Annotated in this window: 23 protein-coding genes; 19 read left to right on the top strand and 4 right to left on the bottom strand. The window is 65.4% G+C overall.

Annotation, left to right across the window (positions count from 1 at the left end; translation table 11 throughout):
* The first annotated feature begins 64 nt into the window (after nt 1-64).
* From hemW to DVO78_RS10040, 6 genes are all read left to right on the top strand, one after another.
* On the top strand, nt 65-1354 hold the full coding sequence (gene hemW / locus DVO78_RS10015) for a radical SAM family heme chaperone HemW (protein ID WP_120004748.1): 1290 nt from the start codon (nt 65-67) through the stop codon (nt 1352-1354).
* A 49-nt stretch (nt 1355-1403) separates the two neighbouring features.
* Nucleotides 1404-2027, top strand: coding sequence for a SatD family protein (locus tag DVO78_RS10020; RefSeq protein ID WP_120004750.1), 624 nt, complete (start codon nt 1404-1406; stop codon nt 2025-2027).
* 24 nt (nt 2028-2051) lie between these two features.
* Complete coding sequence (locus DVO78_RS10025; protein ID WP_120004752.1) at nt 2052-2801, top strand: hypothetical protein; 750 nt, start codon at nt 2052-2054, stop codon at nt 2799-2801.
* Between the two features lie 135 nt (nt 2802-2936).
* Complete coding sequence (locus DVO78_RS10030) at nt 2937-3878, top strand: VOC family protein (RefSeq protein WP_120004754.1); 942 nt, start codon at nt 2937-2939, stop codon at nt 3876-3878.
* A 110-nt stretch (nt 3879-3988) separates the two neighbouring features.
* Nucleotides 3989-4801 carry an alpha/beta fold hydrolase gene (locus DVO78_RS10035; RefSeq protein WP_120004927.1) on the top strand — a complete coding sequence of 271 codons (813 nt, stop codon included), beginning with the start codon at nt 3989-3991 and terminating at the stop codon, nt 4799-4801.
* Nucleotides 4802-4874: 73 nt separating this feature from the next.
* Entirely contained in the window at nt 4875-5636 is a 762-nt protein-coding gene (locus DVO78_RS10040) for a LamB/YcsF family protein (RefSeq protein ID WP_238385245.1), read from the top strand.
* Here DVO78_RS10040 and DVO78_RS10045 read toward each other — a convergent pair whose 3' ends face one another.
* Together DVO78_RS10045 and DVO78_RS10050 are read right to left on the bottom strand one after the other, a co-directional pair.
* Nucleotides 5637-6038, bottom strand: coding sequence for a DUF4870 domain-containing protein (locus DVO78_RS10045; RefSeq protein WP_238385246.1), 402 nt, complete (start codon nt 6036-6038; stop codon nt 5637-5639).
* A 239-nt stretch (nt 6039-6277) separates the two neighbouring features.
* Nucleotides 6278-7147: a DUF3097 family protein gene (locus tag DVO78_RS10050; protein WP_120004760.1), complete on the bottom strand. Its 870-nt coding sequence runs from the start codon at nt 7145-7147 to the stop codon at nt 6278-6280.
* A 66-nt stretch (nt 7148-7213) separates the two neighbouring features.
* On the opposite strand from DVO78_RS10050, the gene hrcA reads away from it, so the two are divergent.
* The 10 genes from hrcA (at nt 7214) to DVO78_RS10105 (ending at nt 18115) form a co-directional block, all read left to right on the top strand.
* Complete coding sequence (gene hrcA / locus DVO78_RS10055; protein ID WP_120004762.1) at nt 7214-8248, top strand: heat-inducible transcriptional repressor HrcA; 1035 nt, start codon at nt 7214-7216, stop codon at nt 8246-8248.
* Between the two features lie 12 nt (nt 8249-8260).
* Nucleotides 8261-9385 (top strand): molecular chaperone DnaJ, encoded by a 1125-nt coding sequence (dnaJ, locus tag DVO78_RS10060; protein WP_120004764.1) that lies wholly within the window; start codon nt 8261-8263, stop codon nt 9383-9385.
* On the top strand, nt 9382-10227 hold the full coding sequence (locus DVO78_RS10065) for a 16S rRNA (uracil(1498)-N(3))-methyltransferase (RefSeq protein WP_120004766.1): 846 nt from the start codon (nt 9382-9384) through the stop codon (nt 10225-10227). The genes dnaJ and DVO78_RS10065 overlap by 4 nt, the downstream gene beginning before the upstream one ends.
* A 148-nt stretch (nt 10228-10375) precedes the next feature.
* A complete protein-coding gene (locus DVO78_RS10070) occupies nt 10376-11374 on the top strand; it encodes a PhoH family protein (protein ID WP_420799089.1) in 999 nt (332 codons plus the stop codon).
* Nucleotides 11371-11862 carry an rRNA maturation RNase YbeY gene (ybeY, locus tag DVO78_RS10075; RefSeq protein ID WP_120004768.1) on the top strand — a complete coding sequence of 164 codons (492 nt, stop codon included), beginning with the start codon at nt 11371-11373 and terminating at the stop codon, nt 11860-11862. Before DVO78_RS10070 ends, ybeY begins: the two co-directional genes overlap by 4 nt.
* Nucleotides 11859-13235, top strand: a complete 1377-nt coding sequence (locus DVO78_RS10080; protein WP_120004770.1) for a hemolysin family protein — start codon at nt 11859-11861, stop codon at nt 13233-13235. Before ybeY ends, DVO78_RS10080 begins: the two co-directional genes overlap by 4 nt.
* 81 nt (nt 13236-13316) lie before the next feature.
* A complete protein-coding gene (gene era, locus DVO78_RS10085; RefSeq protein ID WP_120004772.1) occupies nt 13317-14315 on the top strand; it encodes a GTPase Era in 999 nt (332 codons plus the stop codon).
* 340 nt (nt 14316-14655) lie between these two features.
* Nucleotides 14656-16395 (top strand): 2-isopropylmalate synthase, encoded by a 1740-nt coding sequence (gene leuA, locus DVO78_RS10095; protein WP_202912150.1) that lies wholly within the window; start codon nt 14656-14658, stop codon nt 16393-16395.
* 147 nt (nt 16396-16542) lie between these two features.
* Nucleotides 16543-17289 (top strand): DNA repair protein RecO, encoded by a 747-nt coding sequence (gene recO / locus DVO78_RS10100; protein WP_120004778.1) that lies wholly within the window; start codon nt 16543-16545, stop codon nt 17287-17289.
* 19 nt (nt 17290-17308) lie between these two features.
* Complete coding sequence (locus DVO78_RS10105; RefSeq protein ID WP_120004780.1) at nt 17309-18115, top strand: isoprenyl transferase; 807 nt, start codon at nt 17309-17311, stop codon at nt 18113-18115.
* Here the strand turns inward: DVO78_RS10105 and DVO78_RS10110 are convergent.
* Complete coding sequence (locus DVO78_RS10110; RefSeq protein WP_120004782.1) at nt 18055-19104, bottom strand: alpha/beta hydrolase; 1050 nt, start codon at nt 19102-19104, stop codon at nt 18055-18057. The two genes, DVO78_RS10105 and DVO78_RS10110, sit on opposite strands and share 61 nt — an antisense overlap.
* Nucleotides 19105-19131: 27 nt before the next feature.
* Here DVO78_RS10110 and DVO78_RS10115 point away from each other — a divergent pair, with 27 nt between their 5' ends.
* A complete protein-coding gene (locus DVO78_RS10115) occupies nt 19132-20232 on the top strand; it encodes a quinone-dependent dihydroorotate dehydrogenase (protein WP_120004784.1) in 1101 nt (366 codons plus the stop codon).
* A 54-nt stretch (nt 20233-20286) separates the two neighbouring features.
* On the opposite strand, the gene DVO78_RS10120 is transcribed toward DVO78_RS10115, so the two are convergent.
* Nucleotides 20287-20907, bottom strand: a complete 621-nt coding sequence (locus DVO78_RS10120; protein WP_120004786.1) for a DUF3043 domain-containing protein — start codon at nt 20905-20907, stop codon at nt 20287-20289.
* Nucleotides 20908-21019: 112 nt separating this feature from the next.
* Here DVO78_RS10120 and DVO78_RS10125 point away from each other — a divergent pair, with 112 nt between their 5' ends.
* Together DVO78_RS10125 and ctaC are read left to right on the top strand one after the other, a co-directional pair.
* Nucleotides 21020-21415: a HesB/IscA family protein gene (locus tag DVO78_RS10125; protein ID WP_120004788.1), complete on the top strand. Its 396-nt coding sequence runs from the start codon at nt 21020-21022 to the stop codon at nt 21413-21415.
* A gap of 396 nt (nt 21416-21811) precedes the next feature.
* Complete coding sequence (ctaC, locus tag DVO78_RS10130; protein WP_238385248.1) at nt 21812-22705, top strand: aa3-type cytochrome oxidase subunit II; 894 nt, start codon at nt 21812-21814, stop codon at nt 22703-22705.

The following is a 22705-nucleotide window of genomic DNA, read 5'->3' on the forward strand; positions in this document are numbered from 1 at the left end:
TATCCCACCTCCATGGGTGTGGGATACGCCAACACGGTAGGGAGAAACGGCGTCATGGAGGACCATGCCCTCTGCACTGCCCCTTGGTGACCCGGTTCCGGCTGACGGGACTTTCCCTGAGCGGGTGCTCACCGCTCTGCCGGGCCGTGCCGAGAAGCCTCTGGGACTTTATGTCCACATCCCGTTCTGCTCGGTGCGCTGCGGCTACTGCGACTTCAACACGTACACCGCTGCCGATCTGGGTCCCGGCGCCTCCCGGCAGTCCTATCCGGACACGCTGATCGCTGAGCTGGAGTTCGCCCGCAGAGCGCTCGACGCCGCCGGCGCACCAGAGCGTGCCCTGTCGACCATCTTCTTCGGCGGCGGCACCCCCACGCTGCTGCCGGCTGAGGACCTCGCCCGGATCCTGGCCCGGGCGATTGACCTGTTCGGCCTCAGGGACGGCGCTGAGGTCACCACCGAGGCCAACCCGGACACGGTCACTGCGCAGACTGCCCACGTCCTGGCGGAGGCCGGCTTCACCCGGCTGAGCCTGGGTATGCAGTCGGTGGTCCCACAGGTGCTCAGCACACTTGACCGCACTCATCAGCCGGAGAATGTCCCTACCGCGCACCGTGCGGCCAGGGACGCTGGCTTGGAGACCTCCCTTGACCTGATCTACGGCACTCCCGGAGAGTCCCTTCAGGATTGGCGCAGCACTCTGGAGGCCGCGGTGGCGCTGGAACCTGATCACATCAGCGCCTACTCGCTGATTGTCGAAGAGGGCACAGCGATGGCGGCGAAGATCCGCCGCGGTGAACTTCCCGATATCGACTCCGATGACCACGCGGATAAATACCTGCTGGCTGATGAGCTGCTCGCCGGCGCCGGGTATCAGTGGTATGAGGTCTCGAACTTCTCGCGCAGTCAGGGCACCCGCTCCCAGCACAATCTGAACTACTGGCTGGACTCTGACTGGTGGGGCGCCGGTCCCGGCGCCCACTCACATCTGGCCGGTATGCGCTGGTGGAATGTCAAGCACCCTGCCGCCTACGCCCAACGGCTGCACCAGGGGCTCTCACCTGGACACGGACGGGAGCTGCTGGAGGCCGAAGCCACTGTTCTGGAGCACCTGATGCTGCGGCTGCGGATCGCCGAGGGCCTGGACATCGCCGAATTCAACGCTCTGCCCGGGCTGACGGCGGGCGGAGGCGCCCCTGTTTCGCGGGATCAGCTGAGCCGGCTTGCTGCGGAAGGACTCATTGACCCTGATGCGGCGGACCCTTCGGTCGCCTACTCTGAAGGTCGTGCAGTGCTGACCCTGAGCGGACGGCTGTTGGCTGATGCTGTCACTCGGCGCTTCATCGGGCTTTGATAACCTCAAAGGGTTATATTTTCAGATTATAACCTGATATGGTTATCTCATGGATCAAGATGCTCCGGTCGCTCTCATTGCTGATGTCATCGGGTCCAGACAGCAGGCTGATCGCGCTGAACTTCAGCGCGGGGTCGAGGCCGCACTGGACCGGATAGCAGAGGCCGTCCCGCCCACAGCGCCCTTCCGCGCCACAGTGGGCGATGAATTTCAGGCGGTCTACGCCACCCGCAATGAGGCGTTGCGGGCCACACTGTTCGCCGGGCTGCTTCCCCAGCACGGGGATCTGCTGCGCTTCGGCCTGGGGGAGGGGGAGGTTGGTCCGGTGCCCAGTGCCACATCCCCAGATATTCAGGACGGCCCTGGATGGTGGCATGCGCGTGAGGCGATCGAGAAGGTTGAGGACCAGCAGAGCCGCTTCCCCTTCCTGCGCAGCTGGTACGTCAGTGCAGCGCCCCGGCAGGACACCCCGGTCAACGCCTACCTGCTGACCAGAGATCAGCTGATGGCAGGGCTCAGTGTCCGTGCCCGGGACTATGCTCGTGGTGTGGCCCAGGGGGACAGCCAAAAGACAGTGGCTGCCGAATACGGAGTCTCCCAGCCGGCAGTCTCCAAACTTCTGCGGGACTCCGGTGCCCATGCCGTCGTCGAAGGGTTCAGGATGTTCTCCTGAGCCACAGCGGAAGGAGGACCAGCAATGCTGCTGCTCGCTGCGATCCTGACCATCGTCGGAGCCGGAGACGCCCTCCGGGTGCTGCTGCGGGGGCGGGTCCCCACAGCGGCCGGAGTGGCGGGACTCGCCTCGCTTGCGCTCATCGTGCTGTGGGGGGCGTTCCTGATGTCTGGCTCGCCCTGGTGGCTGACTGCTCTGTGCCTGCTGCCGGTGCTGATCTGGTTCCTCTCGGTGCCGGTGGCCGAAGACGCTCCGGGTCGGTCAATCCGTACAGCCGGTCCCAGAGTTCTTGGATTCCTGCTGCTAGCTGCGGTGCTGACGGTGCTGGGCGAAGAGCTCGCCGAGCCCACAGATCGTCTCAGCTTCCCCGAGCGTTGGCCCTTCAGTCCGGAGTTCGCCGTTCTGGCCGTCGGCATCGGCCTGTTTCACGGTGTCAGCGCCAACGCCCTGGTGCGTCTGGCCCTGCGTGCTGAGGGGCGAGGCAGCAGGCAGCGGACGGGGCGCAATGGCCAGGATGCGCTGCTGGTCGAGAGGCCCCAGCTCAAAGGTGGACGCTGGATCGGTCCGTTGGAGCGGATCGCGCTGACCGGACTGCTGGTGGCCGGAGCATACCCGGTGGCTGCGGGGCTGATCGCGGCCAAAGGCATCGTGAGGTTCCCTGAGATGCAGGAGGATAGGGCAGAGGGCAACAAAGCTGAATACTTCCTGGTGGGTAGCTTCGTCAGCTGGACCATGGCGATCCTCTGCGCAGGACTCCTCTGGACAGCGCTCTGAGCATGCGACTGGGCCGGCGGGTGAAGCGGTGAGTGTACGGGAAATAGATGGCGGACCTAGATAGTTAAAATTTTGAAGAGCGGCAATTGTCTCCGCAGATAACTGCCCACAGACATCACCCAGGAGGTTCCCCCGATGAGCGACCGGACCACATTGCCCACCCACACCCTCGACCCTGAGCGCACTCTCTCGGCCGCGACCGGAATGGACGCCGTCACCCTGAGGGTCGGGGACCTGGATCTGATGAGCTCCTACTACAGCGACGCCCTGGCTCTGGAGCCGGTGGAGGAACGCGCGCAGGGCCAAGAAGTTCACCGGGTCCTGGGCAGGGGGGACACCCCGATGATCCGGTTGACGTCCACCCCGGGCCTCCCAGCGATCAACCCGGGGGAAGCTGGCCTGTTCCATACCGCGTTCCTGTTCGACGACGCCGCGAGCCTGGCAGCCACCGTCTACCGCGCCGCACAGGATGACCGCAGCCGGTTCGCCGGCTCCGCCGACCATTTGGTCAGCGAGGCCTTCTACTTCACCGACCCCGAGGGAAACGGCATAGAGCTCTACACAGATCGCGACCGCTCACAATGGAGCTACGCCGCAGACGGAGAACTGCAGATGGCCACCGAGTACCTCGACCCCCAGGCATACCTGCGCCGCCACCTCACCGAGAGCACCGTCGAGGCAGGCCCTGCCCTGCCGGGAAAGGTGGGCCACGTGCACCTTCAGGTCGGCAATATTGACCAAGCCCGTGAGTTCTACGTCGACATCCTTGGATTCGAAACCACTGTGCGCAGCTACCCCGGTGCGCTCTTTGCCTCTGCCGGGGGCTATCACCACCATGTGGCGATGAACACCTGGAACAGCGCCGGTGCCGGGCCACGGGCCGCCCGCCTGGGGCTCGGCAACGTGGCCATCACCGTACCCGGGGTAGACGACCTCGAGGGTCTGCGGCAGCGACTCCGCAGGGGAGACATCAGCTTCGCCGACAACACCACCTCGATCACGGCAAAGGATCCGTGGGGCTCTCAGGTCACCGTCAGCACACCTGGAGCGTCAGCCTCCGATCTTCTCCAGCGTTGACCGCTGGGCGTTCACCCCACGTCCGGGAAACATCACTACGGTGGTGAGGTACCGCCGCGGCGAGTGCGGCGTTGTCGGAATAGGGCAGAACGGGAAAGCGAGAGATGACCATGGCCACTCACACAGTCGATCTGCATATCGATGACACCGGCGGTTCCGGCCGCCCCGTGGTGCTGATCCACGGCTGGCCCCTCTCAGCGGAATCATGGGCTGAACAGACAGAGGTGCTCAGCGCGGCCGGCTACCGGGTGATCGCCTATGACCGCCGCGGTTTCGGCCGCTCGGAAAAGCCGGTGGGCGGTTTCGACTACGACACGCTGGCAGACGACCTGCACCGTGTCCTCAGCTCCCTGGACCTGCAGGAGGTGACACTGGTGGGCTTCTCCATGGGAGGCGGCGAGGTCGCCCGATACGTCACGCGCCACGGCACCGGGCTCCTGCATTCGGTGGTCTTCGCCGCTGCAGTTCCCCCGTACCTGCTCAAGAGCGAGGACAACCCCGAGGGTCCGCTGGACAGCGAAACGTTCCAGGGCCTCCGCGACGGCCTCGCGCAGGACCGGGAGAGCTTCTTCGAAGAGTTCACCACAGGGTTCTTCTCCGCCGGTGATCAGCTTAAGGTCAGCGAGGACCATCGGCAGCAGGCACTGCGACTGGCACACCAGTCCGACCAGACCGCAGCGTTGGGATGTATGGATGCGTGGGGCACCACCGACTTCAGGGCCGACCTGGAGAACATCACCGTGCCCGCCCTGGTGATCCACGGCGACAGTGACGCCACCGTCCCGGTGGAGGGCTCCGGGCAGCGCACACACCAGATCCTTGGGGACTCCGAGCTGGTGGTGATCGAGGGGGCGCCCCACGGGCTCAATGTCAGCCACGCCTCAGAGTTCAACGCCGCGCTGCTGGCTTTCCTGGCGCGCTGAGGGCCGTAGTGGGTGCGCCCTTGGGTGCATGCTCCTGGCGTCGCACCCTCAGGGAACCGTAAAGTGGTCAACTGTGGCGAGCACAATCGATCTCAACAGCGATGTGGGGGAGTCCTGGGGCACCTGGCGGCTCTCCGATGAGCAGATGCTGGATGTGGTCTCCAGTGCGAACATCGCCTGCGGATCCCACGCGGGAGATCCGCTGACCATCCGCAGAACCGCTGCCACCGCGGCGTCGAGCGGGGTCGCCATCGGTGCCCACATCGGCTACCGTGATCTGGCCGGCTTCGGCCGCCGGTTCATCGACTACGATCTCGATGAGCTCGCCGCAGAAGTGCTGTTCCAGCTCGGCGCGCTGGAGGCCATGGCCGCCGCCGCAGGATCGCGGATCAGCTATGTCAAGCCCCATGGGGCGATGTACAACGCCATCACCACCCACAAGGACCAGGCCAAGGCGGTTGTCGACACCATCGCCGAGTACAACGCCCAGCTGCCGATCCTGCTGCTGCCCGGCGGATACGCCTTGGAGTACGTCCGGGCCCAGGGCCTGCGCGGGGTCTCGGAAGCCTTCGCGGACCGCGCTTACAATCCCGATGGCACCTTGATGTCCCGCCGCGAACCCGGAGCCCTGCTGCATGATCCCTCAGAAGTGGTAGAGAACATGCTGCGCCTGACCCAGGACGGTGTGCTCATGGCCCACGACGGCACCCGCATCGAGACGGAGGCCGAGAGCATCTGTACCCACGGCGACAGTCCCGGGGCGGTGGCCATGGCCCGGGCAGTGCGGGAAGCCCTTACCGATGCCGGCGTCGACATCCGAAGCTTCGCGGCCTGATCAGCGGATCAGGCGGAGATTGACCGGATAGCGGTAGGGCCGGCCCTTATTGCACTCAGCTCCGCCGATGACGCCGGAGACCGCCATATAGGCCCAGACCACCACACCGCCGATGCCGGCGATAGCGGCGATCGAAGGGATGAACGCCAGACCGTAGAACACCAGCATGATCACTGTCAGCGGCCAGGTGAAGTTCAGCGCTTCCTTGGACTCCTGGGCGGTGAAGGGCCCACGTTCGCGGAACAGCAGATGAATGATCAGTGAGGGGACGCACCCGGCGACAGCGCCGAAGTGCGAGATCATCGCCCAGCGAGTGTCCTCCTCACGGGTCAGCATAGAAGCTGAAGGGGCGGGGCGGGTGCCGCCGGAGGAGGTCCTCGGCTTGCCGTTCTGCGTGGTCACTGACGTTCTCGTGTCCTATCTAGTGGGTCTGGCGGTTTCTCGACGGCTCAGTCGTACGTTAATTCTATGTTGCCGACCTTGATGCCAGCTGACACAGCCAGGGCGTGTTCGATCACCATCAAGGTGCGAACCGAGCGGGCTCTGCCCGCCGGCGGGACCAGCGGGGCTCTTCAGGCGTGATGGCGCGCGTCAGCGTGCCGAGAGCCGAGCGGGCTCCGCCCGCCGGCGGGACCAGCACGTCACGTCACGAAATCAATCAGCTCTTCGACCCGGCCCAGCAGGCTCGGCTCGAGGTCCGCATAGCTGCGCACCCGTCCTAAGATCTGCTTCCAGCCCTGCGCGATGTCCCGCTGGTCGGCATGCGGCCAGCCCAGTGCCCGCAGTGTGCCGACCTTGATATCAGTGCCGCGGGGCACCTGCGGCCATGCTCGCAGGCCCAGGCGTTCTGGCTTCACAGCCTGCCACACATCCACATAGGGGTGGCCCAGCACCAGCACATTACCGGCGGCCCCGGTGAGGTCCATGGTCTCTGCGGCGATCCGCGACTCCTTGGACCCGGTGACCAGATGATCCAGCAGCACCCCGAGCCGCCGCTGCGGTCCCGGCTGGAAGTCGTGGACCGCAGCCGCCAAGTCATCGGCGCCGTGCAGCGGTTCGACCACGATTCCCTCACCGCGCAGATCATCGCCCCAGACCTTCTCCACCAGTTCGGCATCATGGGTGCCTTCCACCCATATCCGAGAAGCACGAGCAGTACGTGCCCGCCGCGGCTGATCCGCGGCGAAAGACCCTGAGGCGGTGCGCCTGGGCCCGGCGCGCTCGGGGGCGGTGACCGGGACGACCAGCTCCACCGGCTGCCCGTCGACCAGAAACCCGAAGCCCAGCGGGAAGGAGCGCTCCTTGCCGTCATAGTCGCGCAGCCGCACCAGCCGGATCCCGCCGGAGGCCTCAACGCCGACGATGACACCCACCCAGCCGGAGGCCCGCTCCTCCACCTCGGTGCCGATCGCGGCAGGCACCTGGGGCAGCGAGCGGTGCTGCTGGCGTCGTCGTTCTGTGAGGTCTTGGCCGCCCCAAGAGCTCCAGTCGGTGGGGAAGTATGCGCTCATAGCGGTTGAGAGCCTAACATTTCGATACAATTAGCAGTCGAGTTTCGAGAGTGCTAAGGAGGTGCCGTGTCCGATACCAGTACCAGGCGGTTGCAAGTGCTGCGCGCCATCGTGGAGGACTATGTCCAGACCCGCGAGCCGGTCGGGTCCAAAGCGCTGGTCGAACGGCACAATCTTGAGGTCTCCCCGGCCACTATTCGCAATGACATGGCCCAGCTGGAGGAGGAGGGGCTGATCGCCGCTCCGCACACTTCCGCCGGACGCATCCCCACCGACCGCGGTTACCGGCTGTTCGTGGACCGGATCAGTGCGGTCCGCCCGCTGTCGAAGGCCGAGCGCCGCGCCATGGATATTCTGGCAGAGACCGCCGATGACCATGAGGCCATGCTGGAGCAGACGGTGCGGCTGCTGGCCATGCTGACCAATCAGGTCGCCGTCATCCAGCACCCGCAGCAGACCTCCGCCAGAATCCGGCACATCGACGTGGTGCCGATGACCCCGCAGAAGGCACTGGTGATCGTCATCCTCTCCACCGGCAAGGTCGAGCAGCGGATGCTCACCCTGGCTGAGCCGGTGGACGAAGAGGACCTGCACCGGTTGGGGACCAAGCTCTCCGAGCATCTGCACAGCAGGTCTGCCTCCGCCCTGCCGATCCCCGTGGATGCGCTGATCTCAGCGGTCGAACCGACCCTGCGGCCTACCATGGCCGTCATCGCCAATGCGGTGGCCACCGTCCTGGAGGCTGGGCGTGTGGATCGCATCATCATGGCCGGTACTGCTAACCTCGCCAGGTCGGGCGGTGACCTGGGACCGTCGATCGGGCCGATCCTCGAAGCGCTTGAGGAGCAGGTGGTGCTGCTGAGACTGCTGCATGAGATGCAGCAGGACCGGCGGGGGCTCTCGGTGCGGATCGGCCAGGAGACCTCCCACGAGTCGCTGCAGGAGACCTCTGTGGTGGCCGCCGAGTACGCCCCGGTGACCTCCGGCGGTGACGGCGCCAAGCTCGGTGTGGTCGGCCCGACCCGCATGGACTACGGCTCCACCATGTCTGCTGTGCGCGCCATGGCACGTTATCTGTCCCGCATACTGTCCGAAGGATGAGAACCCCACCAGATGGCAACTGACTATTACGAGGCACTGGGTGTAGACCGCAGCGCATCAACGGAGGAGATCAAGAAGGCCTACCGCAAGAAGGCCCGAAGACTCCACCCGGATGTGAACGAGGCAGCGGACGCCGAGGAGCAGTTCAAGCAGCTCGGCCGCGCCTATGAGGTGCTCGCTGATCCCCAGAAGCGGCAGAACTACGACGCCACCGGAGACCCGGATGGGCGGCCCGCCGGCTTCGGCGGCGCAGGCGGAGGCAGCTTCGGAGGGTTTAGCGACATCTTCGAGACCTTCTTCGGCGGGGGAGGGGCCGGTGGGCCGGCCTCACGCACCCGCCGCGGCCAGGACTCACTGATCCGGGTGCGGATCGACCTGCGCGATGCCGTCTTCGGCATCACCAAAGAGGTGGAGGTCGAAACAGCGGTGACCTGTTCTGACTGTGAGGGGACCTGCATGCGGCCCGGCAGCAGGCCGACCACATGCCCGGACTGCCACGGTGCGGGACAGACCCAGCGGCCCATGCGGTCCATCCTGGGCACTGTCATCCAGACCCAGACCTGTGCACGCTGCGCGGGCTTCGGAAACATCATCGAGGATCCCTGCCAGGAGTGCGACGGACAGGGCCGGGTCCGCGAACGCAAGACGCTGAAGGTCAAGATTCCTGCCGGGGTGGACCGCGGAAACCGCATCCATCTGGCCGGGCAGGGCGAAGCCGGTATCGCCGGGGGGCCGGCCGGTGATCTGTTCATCGAAGTCGACATTCGCCCGCACAGTGTGTTCACCCGGCGGGGCAATGACCTCCACGCCACCATCACCGTTCCCATGACTGCAGCGGCGCTGGGTACCACGGTGACTCTGGAGTCCTTCGACGGCCAGGAGAAGATCGAGGTCAAGCCCGGGACCCAGTCCGGTGAGGTCATCACCCTGCGCGGCAAGGGGGTGGCGCATCTGCGCGGCATGGGCCGCGGTGACCTCAAGGCCCATCTCAAGGTGGAGACCCCCACCAGGCTCACGGACAAGCAGAAGGAGCTGCTGCGCCTGCTGGCCGAGGAGCGCGGCGAAGCGCCGAACGAATCCAGCACGGAGCATAAGGGCGTTTTCGCCAAGCTCCGAGAGGCTTGGGAATCAGTGTGACCGCACCGCTGTTCCACCTTGCTCCGGGAGCACTCGACGACGCCGCCCCAGGCCAGGAGATGCAGCTGGACGGCGCTGAAGGGCACCACGCGGCCACGGTGCTGCGGCTGGGGGCCGGGGAGGAGATCCAGCTCTCCGATACCAGGCGCAGGCGGGTCGGCGGTGTGGTGCGTACTGCCGAGCCCGGTCAGCTCAGCATTGAGGTGCACTGGGCGGAGGACGAGCCCGAGGCCCTGCCCCGACTGGTGCTGGTGCAGGCTCTGGCCAAGGACAAACGTGACCTGCAGGCTGTGGAGTCGGTCACAGAGCTGGGGGTCGACCAGATCATTCCCTGGAACGCTGAGAGGTCGGTGGCCAGGTGGAAACCCGGGCGCGAGGCCAAGAAGCACGCCGAGTGGGTTAACACGGCGCGCACTGCAGCCAAACAGACCCGACGCACTGCCATCCCCGAGGTCCGCCCGCTGCACACCACAGTGCAGTACTGCCAGGAGGTTCTGGCGGCGAATGAGGGCCTCACCAGCTTCGGCCAGCATCCGCCGCGCATCGCTGTCCTGGTGCTGCACGAGCGGGGGCAGCGCAGCCTGCGTGATGTGCTGTGCTGGGACCTGGGGCTGATGGACAGCGACCACCAGTGGTCTGCTGAGCAGGAGGTCCAGGAGCTGCACATTATGGTCGGGCCCGAAGGCGGCATCAGTGACCAGGAGATTGATCAGCTGGCTCAGGCCGGGGCCAAGCCGGCCCTGCTGGGCAAGAACGTGCTGCGCTCATCCACCGCCGGCCCGGCGGCCATCGCGGCCATCCAGCTGCTGCGCGGAGACTGGGGAGCGCTCAGCTCAGGCTGATCCCGCCGAACCTCATGGGGCTGTTGGGTTTTCACGACCCTATAGCTGCCTGATACCCCAACAGGTGCATGAAAAGGCGTGCGGGCAAGGGGTCCGTGCCAATCTCCGCAGAAGCAACGTATCCTAGTACCACCGATTACCCGAGCAAGTGAGGCATCTGATTACCGAGACTGTTACTCCGACCTTTGTTGAGCGCGAAGTCCACTTCGCCGACGCCGAGACCATGTTCCGCACCCTCGGCGTCCAGGACATGGCGCTGCGTATCCTCGCCGGGCTCTACCCGGAGGCCTCCATCGGGCTGCGGGAGAAGCTGGTCACCGTCTCAGGTGCGGCCGAGGACGCCAATCAGATCGTGGAGATTCTGACTCAGCTGAAGACCCTGGCGGCCTCGGGCACTACCGCCACAGAGGACGTCGTCGCGCAGATCGCCACCATGGTCCGTGCTCAGGACGCGCCTACCAGCGCACGGATGGTAGCCACCAACATCCTCTCCCACCGCGGACGCTCCATCCGGCCCAAGACAGCCAACCAGCAGGCCTACGTGGACACCATCGATGAGTCCACCGTCATCTTCGGCATCGGCCCGGCTGGCACCGGCAAGACCTACCTGGCAATGGCCAAGGCGGTTCAGGCTCTGCAGGCCAAAGAGATCAACCGGATCATTCTCACCCGCCCCGCGGTGGAGGCCGGTGAGAAGCTGGGCTACCTGCCCGGTTCGCTCCACGAGAAGATCGACCCCTACCTGCGGCCGCTCTACGACGCCCTGCATGACATGATCGAACCCGAATCGATCCCGCAGCTGATGGCCGCCGGCACCATTGAGGTGGCCCCACTGGCCTATATGCGCGGCCGGACGCTGAACGACTCGTTCATCATCCTGGACGAGGCGCAGAACACCACCGCCGAGCAGATGAAGATGTTCCTGACCCGGCTGGGCTTCAACTCTAAAATCGTGGTCACCGGAGACATCACCCAGGTGGATCTGCCGCGGGGGACTGACTCCGGGCTGCGCACTGTGCTGGAGATCCTGGAAGGCGTCGAGGACATCTCCATCTCCCGCTTCGGCTCCGAAGATGTGGTTCGTCACGAGCTCGTCGGCCGGATCGTGGACGCCTACGAGAGGCACCAGAGCAGGAAGCGGCGATGACCCTCACCCTCGACGAGGCCTCAGCCAGTCCGCTCATCACCGCCGAGCACCTCGCAGAGCTGACCGACCTGGTGGCCTCCCTCTACGCCGGATTGCATCTGGGCTCTGAGGTGGAGCTTGTGGTGACCCTGGTCGATGAGTCCGAGATGGAACGCCTGCACCGGGAATGGATGGACCTGCCCGGGCCCACCGATGTGCTCAGCTTCCCCATGGACGAGCTGAGCCCCGGCACCGCAGCGGCCCCCACAGACCAAGGGACGCTGGGCGACGTCGTCCTCTGCCCGGCAGTGGCGGCTGCCCAGGCGAAGGCCGCGGGGCATCGGCTGCTCGATGAGCTGTTCCTGCTCACCACCCACGGACTGCTTCACCTGCTGGGTTACGACCATCACGACGACGCCGGCCGTGCAGAGATGTTCGGCCTGCAGTCCCAGCTGCTCTCGGCCTATTTGGGCAGGCCGGCACCGGTGCCTACGGAGACTGAGGCATGACCACCGCATTGCTGATCAGCGCCGGCGCGGCGGCTGGGCTCCTGGCCTTTCTGCTGGCCACCGCTGAGGCGGCATTCCTCCGGCTGACCCGCAAGGAGGCCGAGGAGATCGCCGCCAGGCACGGTTCCCAAGCAGTGGAGCGCATCCTGCGGCAACCGGTCCCGCATACTCTGGCGCTGCAGATCTGGCGCTGGGTGCTGACCACTGTGTCCATCGTGCTGATCACTGTCTCCGCTATCGGCCTCACCGGAGACGTGGAGCTCGGCGCCCTGACAGCTGCCGCGGCGCTGACTGTGATCGGCGTGCTCTCGGCGGCAGTCTCACCGCGGAAAATCGGCCGTGCGCATCATCTGCCGATCGCCTCGGCCACCGCTCGTATGGTGCGCGGCCTGCGGATCTCGCTGGGACCGGTGCCTGCGGGGCTTTCGGCGGTGGGCGGGAGGATCCTCCCGGGCACCGCCGGGGACCAAGGGTTCTTCGACGATGACGAGCTTCTGGAGTACATCGCACGTGCCAACGAGTCCGATGTGATCGAGGACTCCGAGGCCGAGCTGATCGAATCGGTGCTGGATATGTCAACCACCCGGGTGCGCGCCGTGATGGTCCCACGCACCGATATGGTCACCGTCGAAGCCGATTCCGATCTCGACGGTGCGATGACGCTTTTCCTGAACTCGGGACATTCCCGGATGCCGGTGACCCGTGGATCGGCCGATGAGATCACCGGTATGGTGTATTTGAAGGACATTGCCTACCTGGAGCATATGCTGCGGATAGGGCGCGTGCCCGCTGAGTTCACCGGGCGGACCTCTTCGGCTATCCGGGTGGAGGAGCTGCAGCGCGACGTTCGCTATGTGCCCGAGTCTAAGACCGTCGGCGAGTTCCTCTCCGAACTGCAGCGGGAGTCCACCCATGTGGCCATCGTGATCGACGAGTACGGCGGCACCGCGGGTCTGGTGACCATGGAGGATCTCATCGAGGAGCTGGTCGGGGAGATCGTCGATGAGTACGACCGTGAGGACGCTGAGATCGAAGAACTCGACGACGGCCGCTTGAGGCTCTCTGCCAGAATGAACGTGGGCGACTTCGCCGAGTTGTTCGGACTCGACCTCGATGATGAGGAGGAGGTCGACACGGTGGGGGGTCTGCTGGCCAAGATGCTGGGCCGGGTGCCGATCGCCGGCTCCGAGGTGGAGATCGACGGTGTCGTGCTCCATGCTGACCGGCTCGGCGGACGCCGCAACCGGGTCTCCCACGTCTTGGCCTGGGAGTCGGAGGAGCGGCGGGGTGCTCGCGGCGGCGTCGGCACCGAGGACGAGGACGAGGCGACCCGTGAGCTCAATGAGTTCGAGCCCGCCGATGCTCGCAGATAGGCGGTCTGTTGTTGGCCCCTGGGGCCGATCTCATGCCCGAACAGCGAAGAGCGCACCTGTGATCCTGTGTAGGCTCGGGCCATGATCCAGCATCTCCCAGACCTGCCGCAGTTCCCCGACCATGACGAGAACTACCGGGCAGGATTCACCTCTTTTGTGGGACGCCCCAACGCCGGCAAGTCCACCCTGACCAATGCGCTGGTGGGGGAGAAGGTGGCGATCACCAGTTCCAAGCCGCAGACCACACGGCACACGATACGTGGAATCGTGCACCGGGAACAGACTCAGGACTCTCCCGGTGCCCAGCTGGTGCTGGTGGACACTCCCGGTCTGCACCGGCCCAGGACGCTGCTGGGCTCCCGGCTCAACGATCTGGTGATCGACACCCTCAGTGAGGTCGATGTGGTGGGGCTCTGCCTACCGGCCGATGAGAAGATCGGACCCGGTGATAAGTTCATCGCCGGACAGCTGACCAAACTGCCGCACAAGCCGGTGGTCGCTCTGGTCACCAAGACCGACAAGATTTCCCGGGCCGATCTGGCCCAGCAGCTGATCGCGGTCGACCAGCTGGGCCAGAATCACCTGGCAGGTGAGGGACAGCAGGCCGAGGGGTTCGCCGCGATCATCCCGGTCTCGGCGGTCTCCGGTGAACAGGTCGACGTCGTCGCCGACGAGCTCATCGCCATGATGCCTGCGTCTCCACCGCTGTATCCCACCGGAGAGCTGACCGATGAGCCCGAGCAGGTCATGGTCGCGGAGCTGATCCGTGAGGCAGCGCTGGAGGATGTGCGCGACGAGCTTCCGCATTCGATCGCGGTGACGGTGGAGGAGATGCTCCCGCGTGAGGGCCGCGCCGAGGACAAACCCCTGTTGGATGTCCACGCGACCATCCATGTGGAGCGCGATTCGCAGAAGGCAATCATCATCGGCCGCGGCGGTTCACGGCTCAAACAGATCGGCAGCGCCTCCCGCACCGGTATCAAGAAGCTGCTGGGCACCCCGGTCTATCTGGACCTGCACGTCAAAGTCACCAAGGAATGGCAGCGCGATCCCAAGAAGCTCAACCGGCTCGGCTTCTGAGTTTGTCCCGTGGCCGCGCACATGTGGCGGCCACTCTCGTCCGGCTTGCGCCGGGCTTCACGCCTGAAGCCGCGGAGCGCGAGCAGCCCGATCATATCCAGCTTCGCCGCACAGGTCCCGGCGGCGTCGTGATCTGTGCTAGGTTCGGTGATGTGCAGGACATCGTCATATACGCGCAGCTAGAGCTACTACTTCTCCGCCGCAGCGGGGAAGAGCTCCTGCGCGCCTGACACAGCGCAAGAGTTTCCCAAGGCCGAATCCCCGCTGCGGAGTCTCACCGGTATCTGATCCGGCCCCTTCGGCCTTTCGCACAGCCGCCCTGACTCAAAGGAAATTCATCATGCGCACTCTGCAGAAACCCTCACCGATGCCGTTCAACCGGTACATCCCGTTCCAGGACCAGATCACTGTCTCGCTGCCGGACCGCACCTGGCCCGACCAGACCATCTCCCAAGCCCCCCGCTGGTGCGCGGTCGACCTGCGCGACGGCAACCAGGCGCTCATCGACCCGATGAGCCCCGAGCGCAAGCACCGCATGTTCGATCTGCTGGTGTCCATGGGCTACAAGGAGATCGAGGTGGGGTTCCCCGCAGCCTCCCAGACCGACTTCGACTTTGTCCGCCAGCTCATTGAGCAGGGAAAAATTCCCGACGACGTGTACATCCAGGTGCTCACACAGGCCAGAGAACACCTGATCGAACGGACCTTCGAGGCCATCGCCGGGGCCCCGCGAGCCATCGTCCACCTGTACAACTCCACCTCAGTGCTGCAGCGTGAGGTGGTCTTCAAACAGGACAGGGCCGGGATCGTGGACATCGCCACCACCGGCGCCCGGCTGTGCAAGAAGTTCGAGGAGCAGCTGCTGGCCGAGCAGCCGGAGACCGAGATCGTCTACCAGTACAGCCCCGAGTCCTTCACCGGCACCGAGCTGGACTTCGCCGCCCACATCTCCAACGAGGTGGTCGAGATCTTCGGCGCGAGCCCGCAGAAGCCGGTCATCGTCAACCTCCCGGCCACCGTGGAGATGGCCACCCCGGATGTCTACGCCGACTCCATTGAGTGGATGCACCGCAACCTGCACCCGCGGGAGGCGATCATCCTCTCGCTGCACCCGCATAATGACCGTGGCACCGGTGTGGCCGCCGCGGAGCTGGGTTACAAGGCCGGGGCGGACCGCATCGAGGGCTGCCTGTTCGGCAATGGTGAGCGCACTGGAAATGTGGACCTGGTGACTCTGGGCATGAACCTGTTCAGCCAGGGCGTGGACCCGCAGATCGACTTCCGGGATATGGACCAGATCCGCCGCACCGTCGAATACTGCAACCAGATGCCGGTGCCGGAGCGCTCGCCCTACGGCGGGGACCTGGTCTTCACCGCTTTCTCCGGATCCCACCAGGACGCCATCAACAAAGGCTTCAGCCATATGGACGCCCGCGCCGAGGATGAAGGGGCCTCGCGTGATGAGATCACCTGGGCCGTGCCCTATCTGCCGATCGATCCCAAGGACATCGGGCGCAGCTACGAGGCCGTGATCAGGGTCAACTCTCAGTCCGGCAAAGGCGGCGTGTCCTATGTGCTCAAGGCTGAGCGCGGCATCGACCTCCCCCGCCGGGCGCAGATCGAATTCTCCGGCGTGATTCAGCGCCGGGCCGACACCCAGGGCGGGGAAGTCTCCCCGAATGAAATCTGGCAGCTGTTCCAGGACGAGTATCTCCCGGCAGAGGAGAACGGCCGGAAGTGGGGGCACTACCGGCTGGGCACCGTGGAGACCTCCTCCACCGCCGAGGGCGACTTTTCCATGGACCTTGAGCTGCACGCGGACGGCCAGCTCCGCCGGCTCACCGGAGCCGGCAACGGCCCGATCGACGCGCTGCTGAGGATTCTGGCCGCCGAAGGTGTGGATGTGCGTCTGCTGGACTACACTGAGCACGCCATGAGCGCAGGCGGCGACGCCCAGGCCGCCAGCTTCGTGGAACTGGCCATCGGCGAACGCGTCCTGTGGGGGGTGGGCATCGACCACAACACCACCCTGGCCTCCCTGCAGGCGGTGATCTCGGCGGTCAACCGCGCCATTCGCTAGTTCCGCGGCCGGGCGCATGTCCCGGCCGCTCTCGGCGGGCAAGGCCTTGCCCGACATCACGCCTACAGTCGTCGCTGCGCTCCTCACCCGGCAGCGCTCCGCCTGAGCCTCACGGTGCCCACCCACCTCTGGGAGTAGCCTTGGTCCATGGCCGGATCCACTTTCTCCTCCCGCAGCTACCGTGACATCGGGATTGTGCTGCGCACCCAGAAGCTGGGCGAGGCAGACCGGATCATCACCGTGCTCACCGCCTTCCACGGGCTGGTGCGGGCCGTGGCCAAGGGTGTGCGCCGGACCAGCTCGAAGTTCGGCGCCACCCTGGAGCCCTTCATGGTGGCCGATATGCAGTTCGTCCACGGCCGCAGCCTGGACATCATCACCCAGGCCCAGGGGCGCAGCGCCTACGGGACCATGATCGCCGCCGACTACGAGAAGTACACCGCGGCCTCCGCCATGGCAGAGACCGCTGAGCGGCTCACCGACACCGGGGACACCGCCGACCGCAGCAGCTTCGACCTGCTGCACGGGGCGTGCTCAGCGCTGGCCAGGGGGGTGCACGCTCCGGACCTGGTGCTGGGCTCTTATCTGCTGCGGGCCATGAGCTCAGCGGGCTGGGCGGTGACCTGGTCGGTATGTGTCAGCTGCGGTGAGCCGGGTCCGCACACCGGGTTCCACGCCTCCGCCGGGGGGCCGGTCTGCCCCGACTGCAGGCCCCCCGGCACCCGGAGCCTCCCGTCCGGCACCGCAGAGTTCCTGCACGCCCTGCAGCACGGTCAGTGGGAGTCCACCGACGCCGCCGCCGACATCCGCCACGAGGCACTGGCGGTGATCACCGACTACGCCCAGCACCACTTGGAACGCAGACTCACCTCTCTGCGGGCCTACGCACACTGAAGCTGTCACCACTGGCACAATGAGCACCGTGACCTCCCGTGCATCCGAGTACCAGGACCCCTGGCCGCACCCCGAGGGTGCCACCGCACCCGAGCTTCCGGCCGAGTTCGTCCCCCGGCATGTGGCTGTGGTGATGGACGGCAATGGGCGCTGGGCCAATCAGCGTGGCCTGCCGCGCACCGAGGGTCACCGCGCAGGTGAGCGCAGTCTGATGGAAGTCATGGCCGGGGCGATAGAGGCCGGCGTCGAACATGTCAGCGTCTACGGGTTCTCCACGGAGAACTGGAAGCGCTCCCCAGAGGAGGTGCGGTTCATCATGAGCTATTCGCGCAATGTGCTCCGCCGCCAGCGCGATGTGCTCCACTCCTGGGGGGTGCGGATCCGTTGGAACGGCCGGACGCCGAGGCTCTGGCGCTCAGTCATCAAGGAGCTGCAGGCTGCCGAGGCACTGACCAGGCACAATACCCGGGCCACGCTGACCATGTGCGTCAACTACGGGGGCCGCGCTGAGATCGCCGACGCGGTACGCAGGATCGCGGAGAAGGCCGCACACGGAGACATCGATCCCCGGCGCATCCGCGAGTCCACGATCGGAGCACACCTGCAGCAGCCCGATGTGCCGGATGTCGATCTCTTCCTGCGCTCCTCAGGAGAGCAGCGGCTGAGCAACTTTCTGCTCTGGCAGTCCGCCTACGCGGAGTTCGTCTTTATGGACACCCTCTGGCCCGACGTCGACCGGACCACCCTGTGGGAGGCTATCGAGATCTACGCTAAGCGTGACCGCCGGTTCGGCGGAGCAGTGGACTCGGTCAGCGGCTCACCATAGGCGCGTAGCCACCGCATGGCCTCCTCGAACGCGGCAGTGCGCACCGCCTCCGCGGAGGCAAAGACGTCATGCATCGCCCCGGCCACCCGAACCACCGTCACACGTCGGCTGAGCTTGACGGCACGGCGGGCCAGCAGCTCCACATCCAGCACGCTGTCGGCCTCCTGATGCTCCGGGGTCCACTGAGCGCGGTAGACGGTTTTGGTCGACAGCAGCACCAGCACGGGTACGTCGAGGTCCAGCCCCTGGTAGACCTGCCGGTGCCCGGCGAAGACAGCTTTGAGCCAGCCTATGGTCATACCGAAGGATTTCGACGGGCGCCACAGCGGGTGCAGCGTCCATTCCCCATGCGCCTCTGCGGAGAGCGACTGCCAATATGTTTCCAGGCGGGGCACCTTCAGCTCCGCGGTCGGCTTCACCAGGGTCAGCGGGGTGACGATCCCCTCGGCCGCGGTACGAGCGGGGAGATCACCGGGAAGTTCAAGCCATGGCGAGTTCAGCACCAGCGCAGAAGTGCGCCCCGGGTGACGTTCGGCCCACAGGGCGGCGACCAGCCCTCCGGTGGAATGCGCGTTGATCACCGGTGCAGGGGAGTTCGGATTCTCTGCTGCGATCACCGCGCAGGCGGCATTGATCTCGGCGTCGTAATGTGCCAGATCCTCGATATGCCCCGGTGTCTGGTGCTCGCGAAGGCTCCGGCCGTACTTGCGCAGATCCAATGCGTAGAACCGATGGCCGCGGGCGACCCACTGCTGAGCCATCGGCAGGTTGTAGAAGTAGTCTGACCAGCCGTGGATCTGCAGCACCGGGGCTGCTCCGGCTGTTTCGGGCTGACGGTCATAGCGCACCAGGGTGGCGGAGACCGGGCCCTCGAAGTCGTCCTCCAGGGGCAGGTGCCTCCGCGAGCAGCCCGCCAAGTGGTCGTCCGCCCACACATCAGGTGCTGAGTCCTCCAGCAGCTGAGCAGTGAATTCTGCTGATGCCGTCATGGCCCCAGTCTAGATAGGATCGACCCTATGCCTGCACCCATCTACCAGCTCGCCTTCCGCGCAATCTTCTCCCGCCTGGATCCAGAGAGGGCGCACCACCTGGCGGTCGCTGGCCTGCGGGCCGCTTACTGCTGCGGAGGCGGCCTGCTTCTGGAGAAGCTCACCCGGCCAGAGGCGGGGCACAGCACTCAGGCACTGGGCCTGAACTTTCCTTCACCGTTCGGACTGGCAGCGGGCTTCGACAAAGACGCTGCTGCGATTCTTCCGCTGGCCAGCCTGGGCTTCGGACACATTGAGATCGGCACAGTGACCGCCCGGGCCCAGCCCGGCAACCAGAAGCCCAGACTCTTCCGGCTGGCGGCGGATGCGGCACTGATCAACCGGATGGGATTCAACAACCGGGGTGCGGCCGAAGTGCGTCAGCGGCTTGAGCGTACTCGCCGCAGGATCGACAAGCTCCGCGCGGCCGGGCGCCACGCCCCGGTGATCGGAGTCAACATCGGCAAGACCAAGGTCGTCCCGCTGGAGGGCGCGGTGGACGACTACCTGACCAGCACTGCCGTTCTGGCGCCGGTGGCTGACTACCTGGTGGTCAACGTCTCATCGCCGAACACCCCCGGGCTCCGTCAGCTTCAAGAGATCGGCTCCCTGCGGCCGCTGCTGCGCGCGGTCAAGGACGAGGCCGACGCCGCAGCCGGCAGGCATGTGCCGCTGCTGGTCAAAATCGCCCCCGACCTCGCCGATGAGGACATCGACGCGGTGGCTGACCTGGTGACCGAACTGCGCCTGGATGGGGTGATCGCCACCAACACGACGATTTCCCGGGATGCGCTTGAGACACCCGCGGCCGAGGTGGGGGCCGCAGGCGGGGGAGGGCTCAGCGGGCCGGTGCTGGCCGAACGCTCCAAGGAGGTTCTGGTGCGGCTTCGTGCACGGCTTCCTGAGGGCGTCGTCGTCATCTCCGTGGGCGGTGTGGTGAGTGCTGAGGATGTGGCGCAGCGGCTGCAGCTGGGCGCCTCACTGGTCCAGGCCTACACCGGTTTCATCTATCAGGGCCCCTTCTGGGTCCGCCGCATCAACAAAGGACTTGAGGCTCGAGCGAAGCGACAGAGCCGACTTCAGACGTGAAGGCCTCGGCAACGCGGCCGAGACACGAGCGGGGTTTCCCCGCCGCCGGGACGACTAACCCGGGTACTCCCCGCGGCTGACCAGCGGCTTGGGCAGCCGCAGTCTGCGCATCTGCAGGGCACGCATGGAGGCGTAGAACCGCACGCCCTTCTCCACGTTCCCCAGGCCGAACTTGGCTTCCAAGCCCTTCCGGGCCTGGCGGGCGACCCAGAACAGCTCGGTCAAGACGGCAAACATCAGGATGAACAGCAGATAGGAGATCAGAGCGCGAGTCTCCTCAGTCATCAGGAAGGAGATGAACAGGAACAGCAGCACCAGGATGAGCATCCACTCTCCGATGCCGGTGCGGGCATCGATGTAGTCGCGGACCCAGCGTTTCTGCGGTCCGCGGTCCCGGACCGGAAGATACTTCTCCTCGCCGGTCTCCATGGCCTGGCGAACCTTCGCTCGCTGCTCCTGAAGAGCCTTTCGCTGAGCGGCGCGGGCAGCCTTGCGGTCATTGTGGACCAAGGGCCGGCGGCGTGCAGCCTCCTGATCCTTCCGCCGAGGCGTGGGCACGCCCTTCTTCTCCGGGAGCCTCTTTTGCAGGACAGCGGCGGCCTCCGCCTCGGAGGCTTCCCGGGCAGCGGCGGCCTCTGCCGCCTCATTCTGATTCTTCTTCCTAAAACCAAGCACCGAACCAGTGTACTGGTGACCCAGTCCACACGGGAATGATGGAGGCCCGGGCGTCGTTGATACTCTTCAGGACGTAGGAACTGCCCGCCGACCTAGACATCAAGGGGAGATCATGAGCACTGCCACTGAGGCGACTACTGAAGCCACCGAGATCCGCGGCTCGGAGGTGGAGGGCTTCACAACGCACAGCGTAGAGCTCTCTGAACCTGCCAGCCAGAAGGTCACCTCATTGCTGGAACAGGAAGGCCGCACTGATCTGCGACTGCGGGTCGCCGTGCAGCCGGGCGGCTGCAGCGGACTGATTTATCAGCTCTACTTCGATGAGCGAGTGCTCGACGGTGACGCGCTCCGCGAATTCAACGGCGTAGAGGTCGTGGTCGACAAGATGAGCGTCCCTTATTTGGAGGGTGCCAAGATCGACTTCGAGGACTCCATCTCCAAACAGGGATTCACCATCGACAATCCGAACGCCGGCGGTTCCTGCGCCTGCGGCGACTCCTTCCACTGAGTGGGTGGCGCGCTTTCGGCGGGCAGCCCTCAATGGCTTCGCAGGACCCGGAGCAAGTTTGCGGTCTTCACTGACCTCAATCGGGCGACCGACGGCGGGGGAGCCGCTCTTCTCTTGGCCGCGTCACCGCCGCTGAGGCCTGCTCAGCCGCCTTGTCACAACCTTCTCTACGTAATGTAGAAGTCATATTCGCGCCCGCGTCCCGCTGAGGGGCGCGGGTTTCTGCGTCTGTGGCCCGGTGACAGGAGTGTCTTGCTCACGCACTTTCTCTACGAGTCGTAGTAGTCTTATGCTCAGCGTAAAGACGTCGCTGATCACCGCGTGCACTGCGTTGGTCAAGACCCAAGTGATAGTGCGCGAGCCACTCGCTCACAAGTGAAAGAGGAAGGGCCGTCTGTGAGTTCTTCGCAGAAACGAACCGGCAGCTTCAGCCGCACGGCTAAGTCGCTGGCCCTGGCCGGTGTAGCACTGTTGGTGCTCACCGCCTGTGCAGAGGATCACCCCGCACGACGGGGCTGGTTGCCCGGAGACCGTGACACCACGTCCAACACCGCTGAACTGACGGATCTGTGGGTCAACTCCTGGATCGCTGCCCTGGTTGTGGGAGTGGTGACCTGGGGGCTGATGCTCTGGTGCATCGTCGCCTACCGCCGCAGGAAGGGCGAGACGGGCTACCCCCGGCAGCTGGCCTACAACATCCCGCTGGAGATCATGTACACCATGATCCCACTGGTGATGGTTGCTGTGTTCTTCTTCTACACCGATCAGGTGCAGCGCTCAGTCGATGAACCCCACGACAACCCTGATCTGACCATCGAGGTCTACGGCAAGCAGTGGGCCTGGGACTGGAACTACACCTACACCGCTGACGACGGCACCGAGTACGAGGTCCATGACACCGGCGTTCAGGCTCACCTCACCGGAGAGGAAGGTGTGCGGGATACTCTGCCCACCATCTACCTCCCGGTGGACCACGAGATCACCTTCGAGCTGAAGTCTCGCGACGTCATCCACTCCTTCTGGGTCCCGGCCTTCCTGCAGAAGCGCGATATGGTGCCCGGCCGCACCACTTATATCTACCTGACCCCGCAGGAGACCGGCGTCTTCGATGGCAAATGCGCTGAGCTCTGCGGCGAGTACCACTCCGAAATGCTGTTCAACGTGGCTGTCGTAGAGGATGATGAGTTCATCGAGTATCTTGAGGGCCTTGATGAGGGACATCTGGGTGATGAGTACAACCGCAACCCGAATCTCCATGACTCCGCAGAGCTGACCGGAGGGAACGGCTGA

Source organism: Nesterenkonia muleiensis (assembly GCF_003600155.1).
GTDB lineage: Bacteria > Actinomycetota > Actinomycetes > Actinomycetales > Micrococcaceae > Nesterenkonia > Nesterenkonia muleiensis.

What these genes read in the sequence shown, in the direction of transcription:
- hemW (WP_120004748.1), top strand. Translation starts at nt 65, where the DNA reads ATGCCCTCTGCACTGCCCCTTGGTGACCCGGTTCCGGCTGACGGGACT.
- DVO78_RS10020 (WP_120004750.1), top strand. Translation starts at nt 1,404, where the DNA reads ATGGATCAAGATGCTCCGGTCGCTCTCATTGCTGATGTCATCGGGTCC.
- DVO78_RS10025 (WP_120004752.1), top strand. Translation starts at nt 2,052, where the DNA reads ATGCTGCTGCTCGCTGCGATCCTGACCATCGTCGGAGCCGGAGACGCC.
- DVO78_RS10030 (WP_120004754.1), top strand. Translation starts at nt 2,937, where the DNA reads ATGAGCGACCGGACCACATTGCCCACCCACACCCTCGACCCTGAGCGC.
- DVO78_RS10035 (WP_120004927.1), top strand. Translation starts at nt 3,989, where the DNA reads ATGGCCACTCACACAGTCGATCTGCATATCGATGACACCGGCGGTTCC.
- DVO78_RS10050 (WP_120004760.1), bottom strand. Translation starts at nt 7,147, where the DNA reads ATGAGCGCATACTTCCCCACCGACTGGAGCTCTTGGGGCGGCCAAGAC.
- dnaJ (WP_120004764.1), top strand. Translation starts at nt 8,261, where the DNA reads ATGGCAACTGACTATTACGAGGCACTGGGTGTAGACCGCAGCGCATCA.
- ybeY (WP_120004768.1), top strand. Translation starts at nt 11,371, where the DNA reads ATGACCCTCACCCTCGACGAGGCCTCAGCCAGTCCGCTCATCACCGCC.
- DVO78_RS10080 (WP_120004770.1), top strand. Translation starts at nt 11,859, where the DNA reads ATGACCACCGCATTGCTGATCAGCGCCGGCGCGGCGGCTGGGCTCCTG.
- era (WP_120004772.1), top strand. Translation starts at nt 13,317, where the DNA reads ATGATCCAGCATCTCCCAGACCTGCCGCAGTTCCCCGACCATGACGAG.
- leuA (WP_202912150.1), top strand. Translation starts at nt 14,656, where the DNA reads ATGCGCACTCTGCAGAAACCCTCACCGATGCCGTTCAACCGGTACATC.
- recO (WP_120004778.1), top strand. Translation starts at nt 16,543, where the DNA reads ATGGCCGGATCCACTTTCTCCTCCCGCAGCTACCGTGACATCGGGATT.
- DVO78_RS10105 (WP_120004780.1), top strand. Translation starts at nt 17,309, where the DNA reads ATGAGCACCGTGACCTCCCGTGCATCCGAGTACCAGGACCCCTGGCCG.
- DVO78_RS10110 (WP_120004782.1), bottom strand. Translation starts at nt 19,104, where the DNA reads ATGACGGCATCAGCAGAATTCACTGCTCAGCTGCTGGAGGACTCAGCA.
- DVO78_RS10115 (WP_120004784.1), top strand. Translation starts at nt 19,132, where the DNA reads ATGCCTGCACCCATCTACCAGCTCGCCTTCCGCGCAATCTTCTCCCGC.
- DVO78_RS10125 (WP_120004788.1), top strand. Translation starts at nt 21,020, where the DNA reads ATGAGCACTGCCACTGAGGCGACTACTGAAGCCACCGAGATCCGCGGC.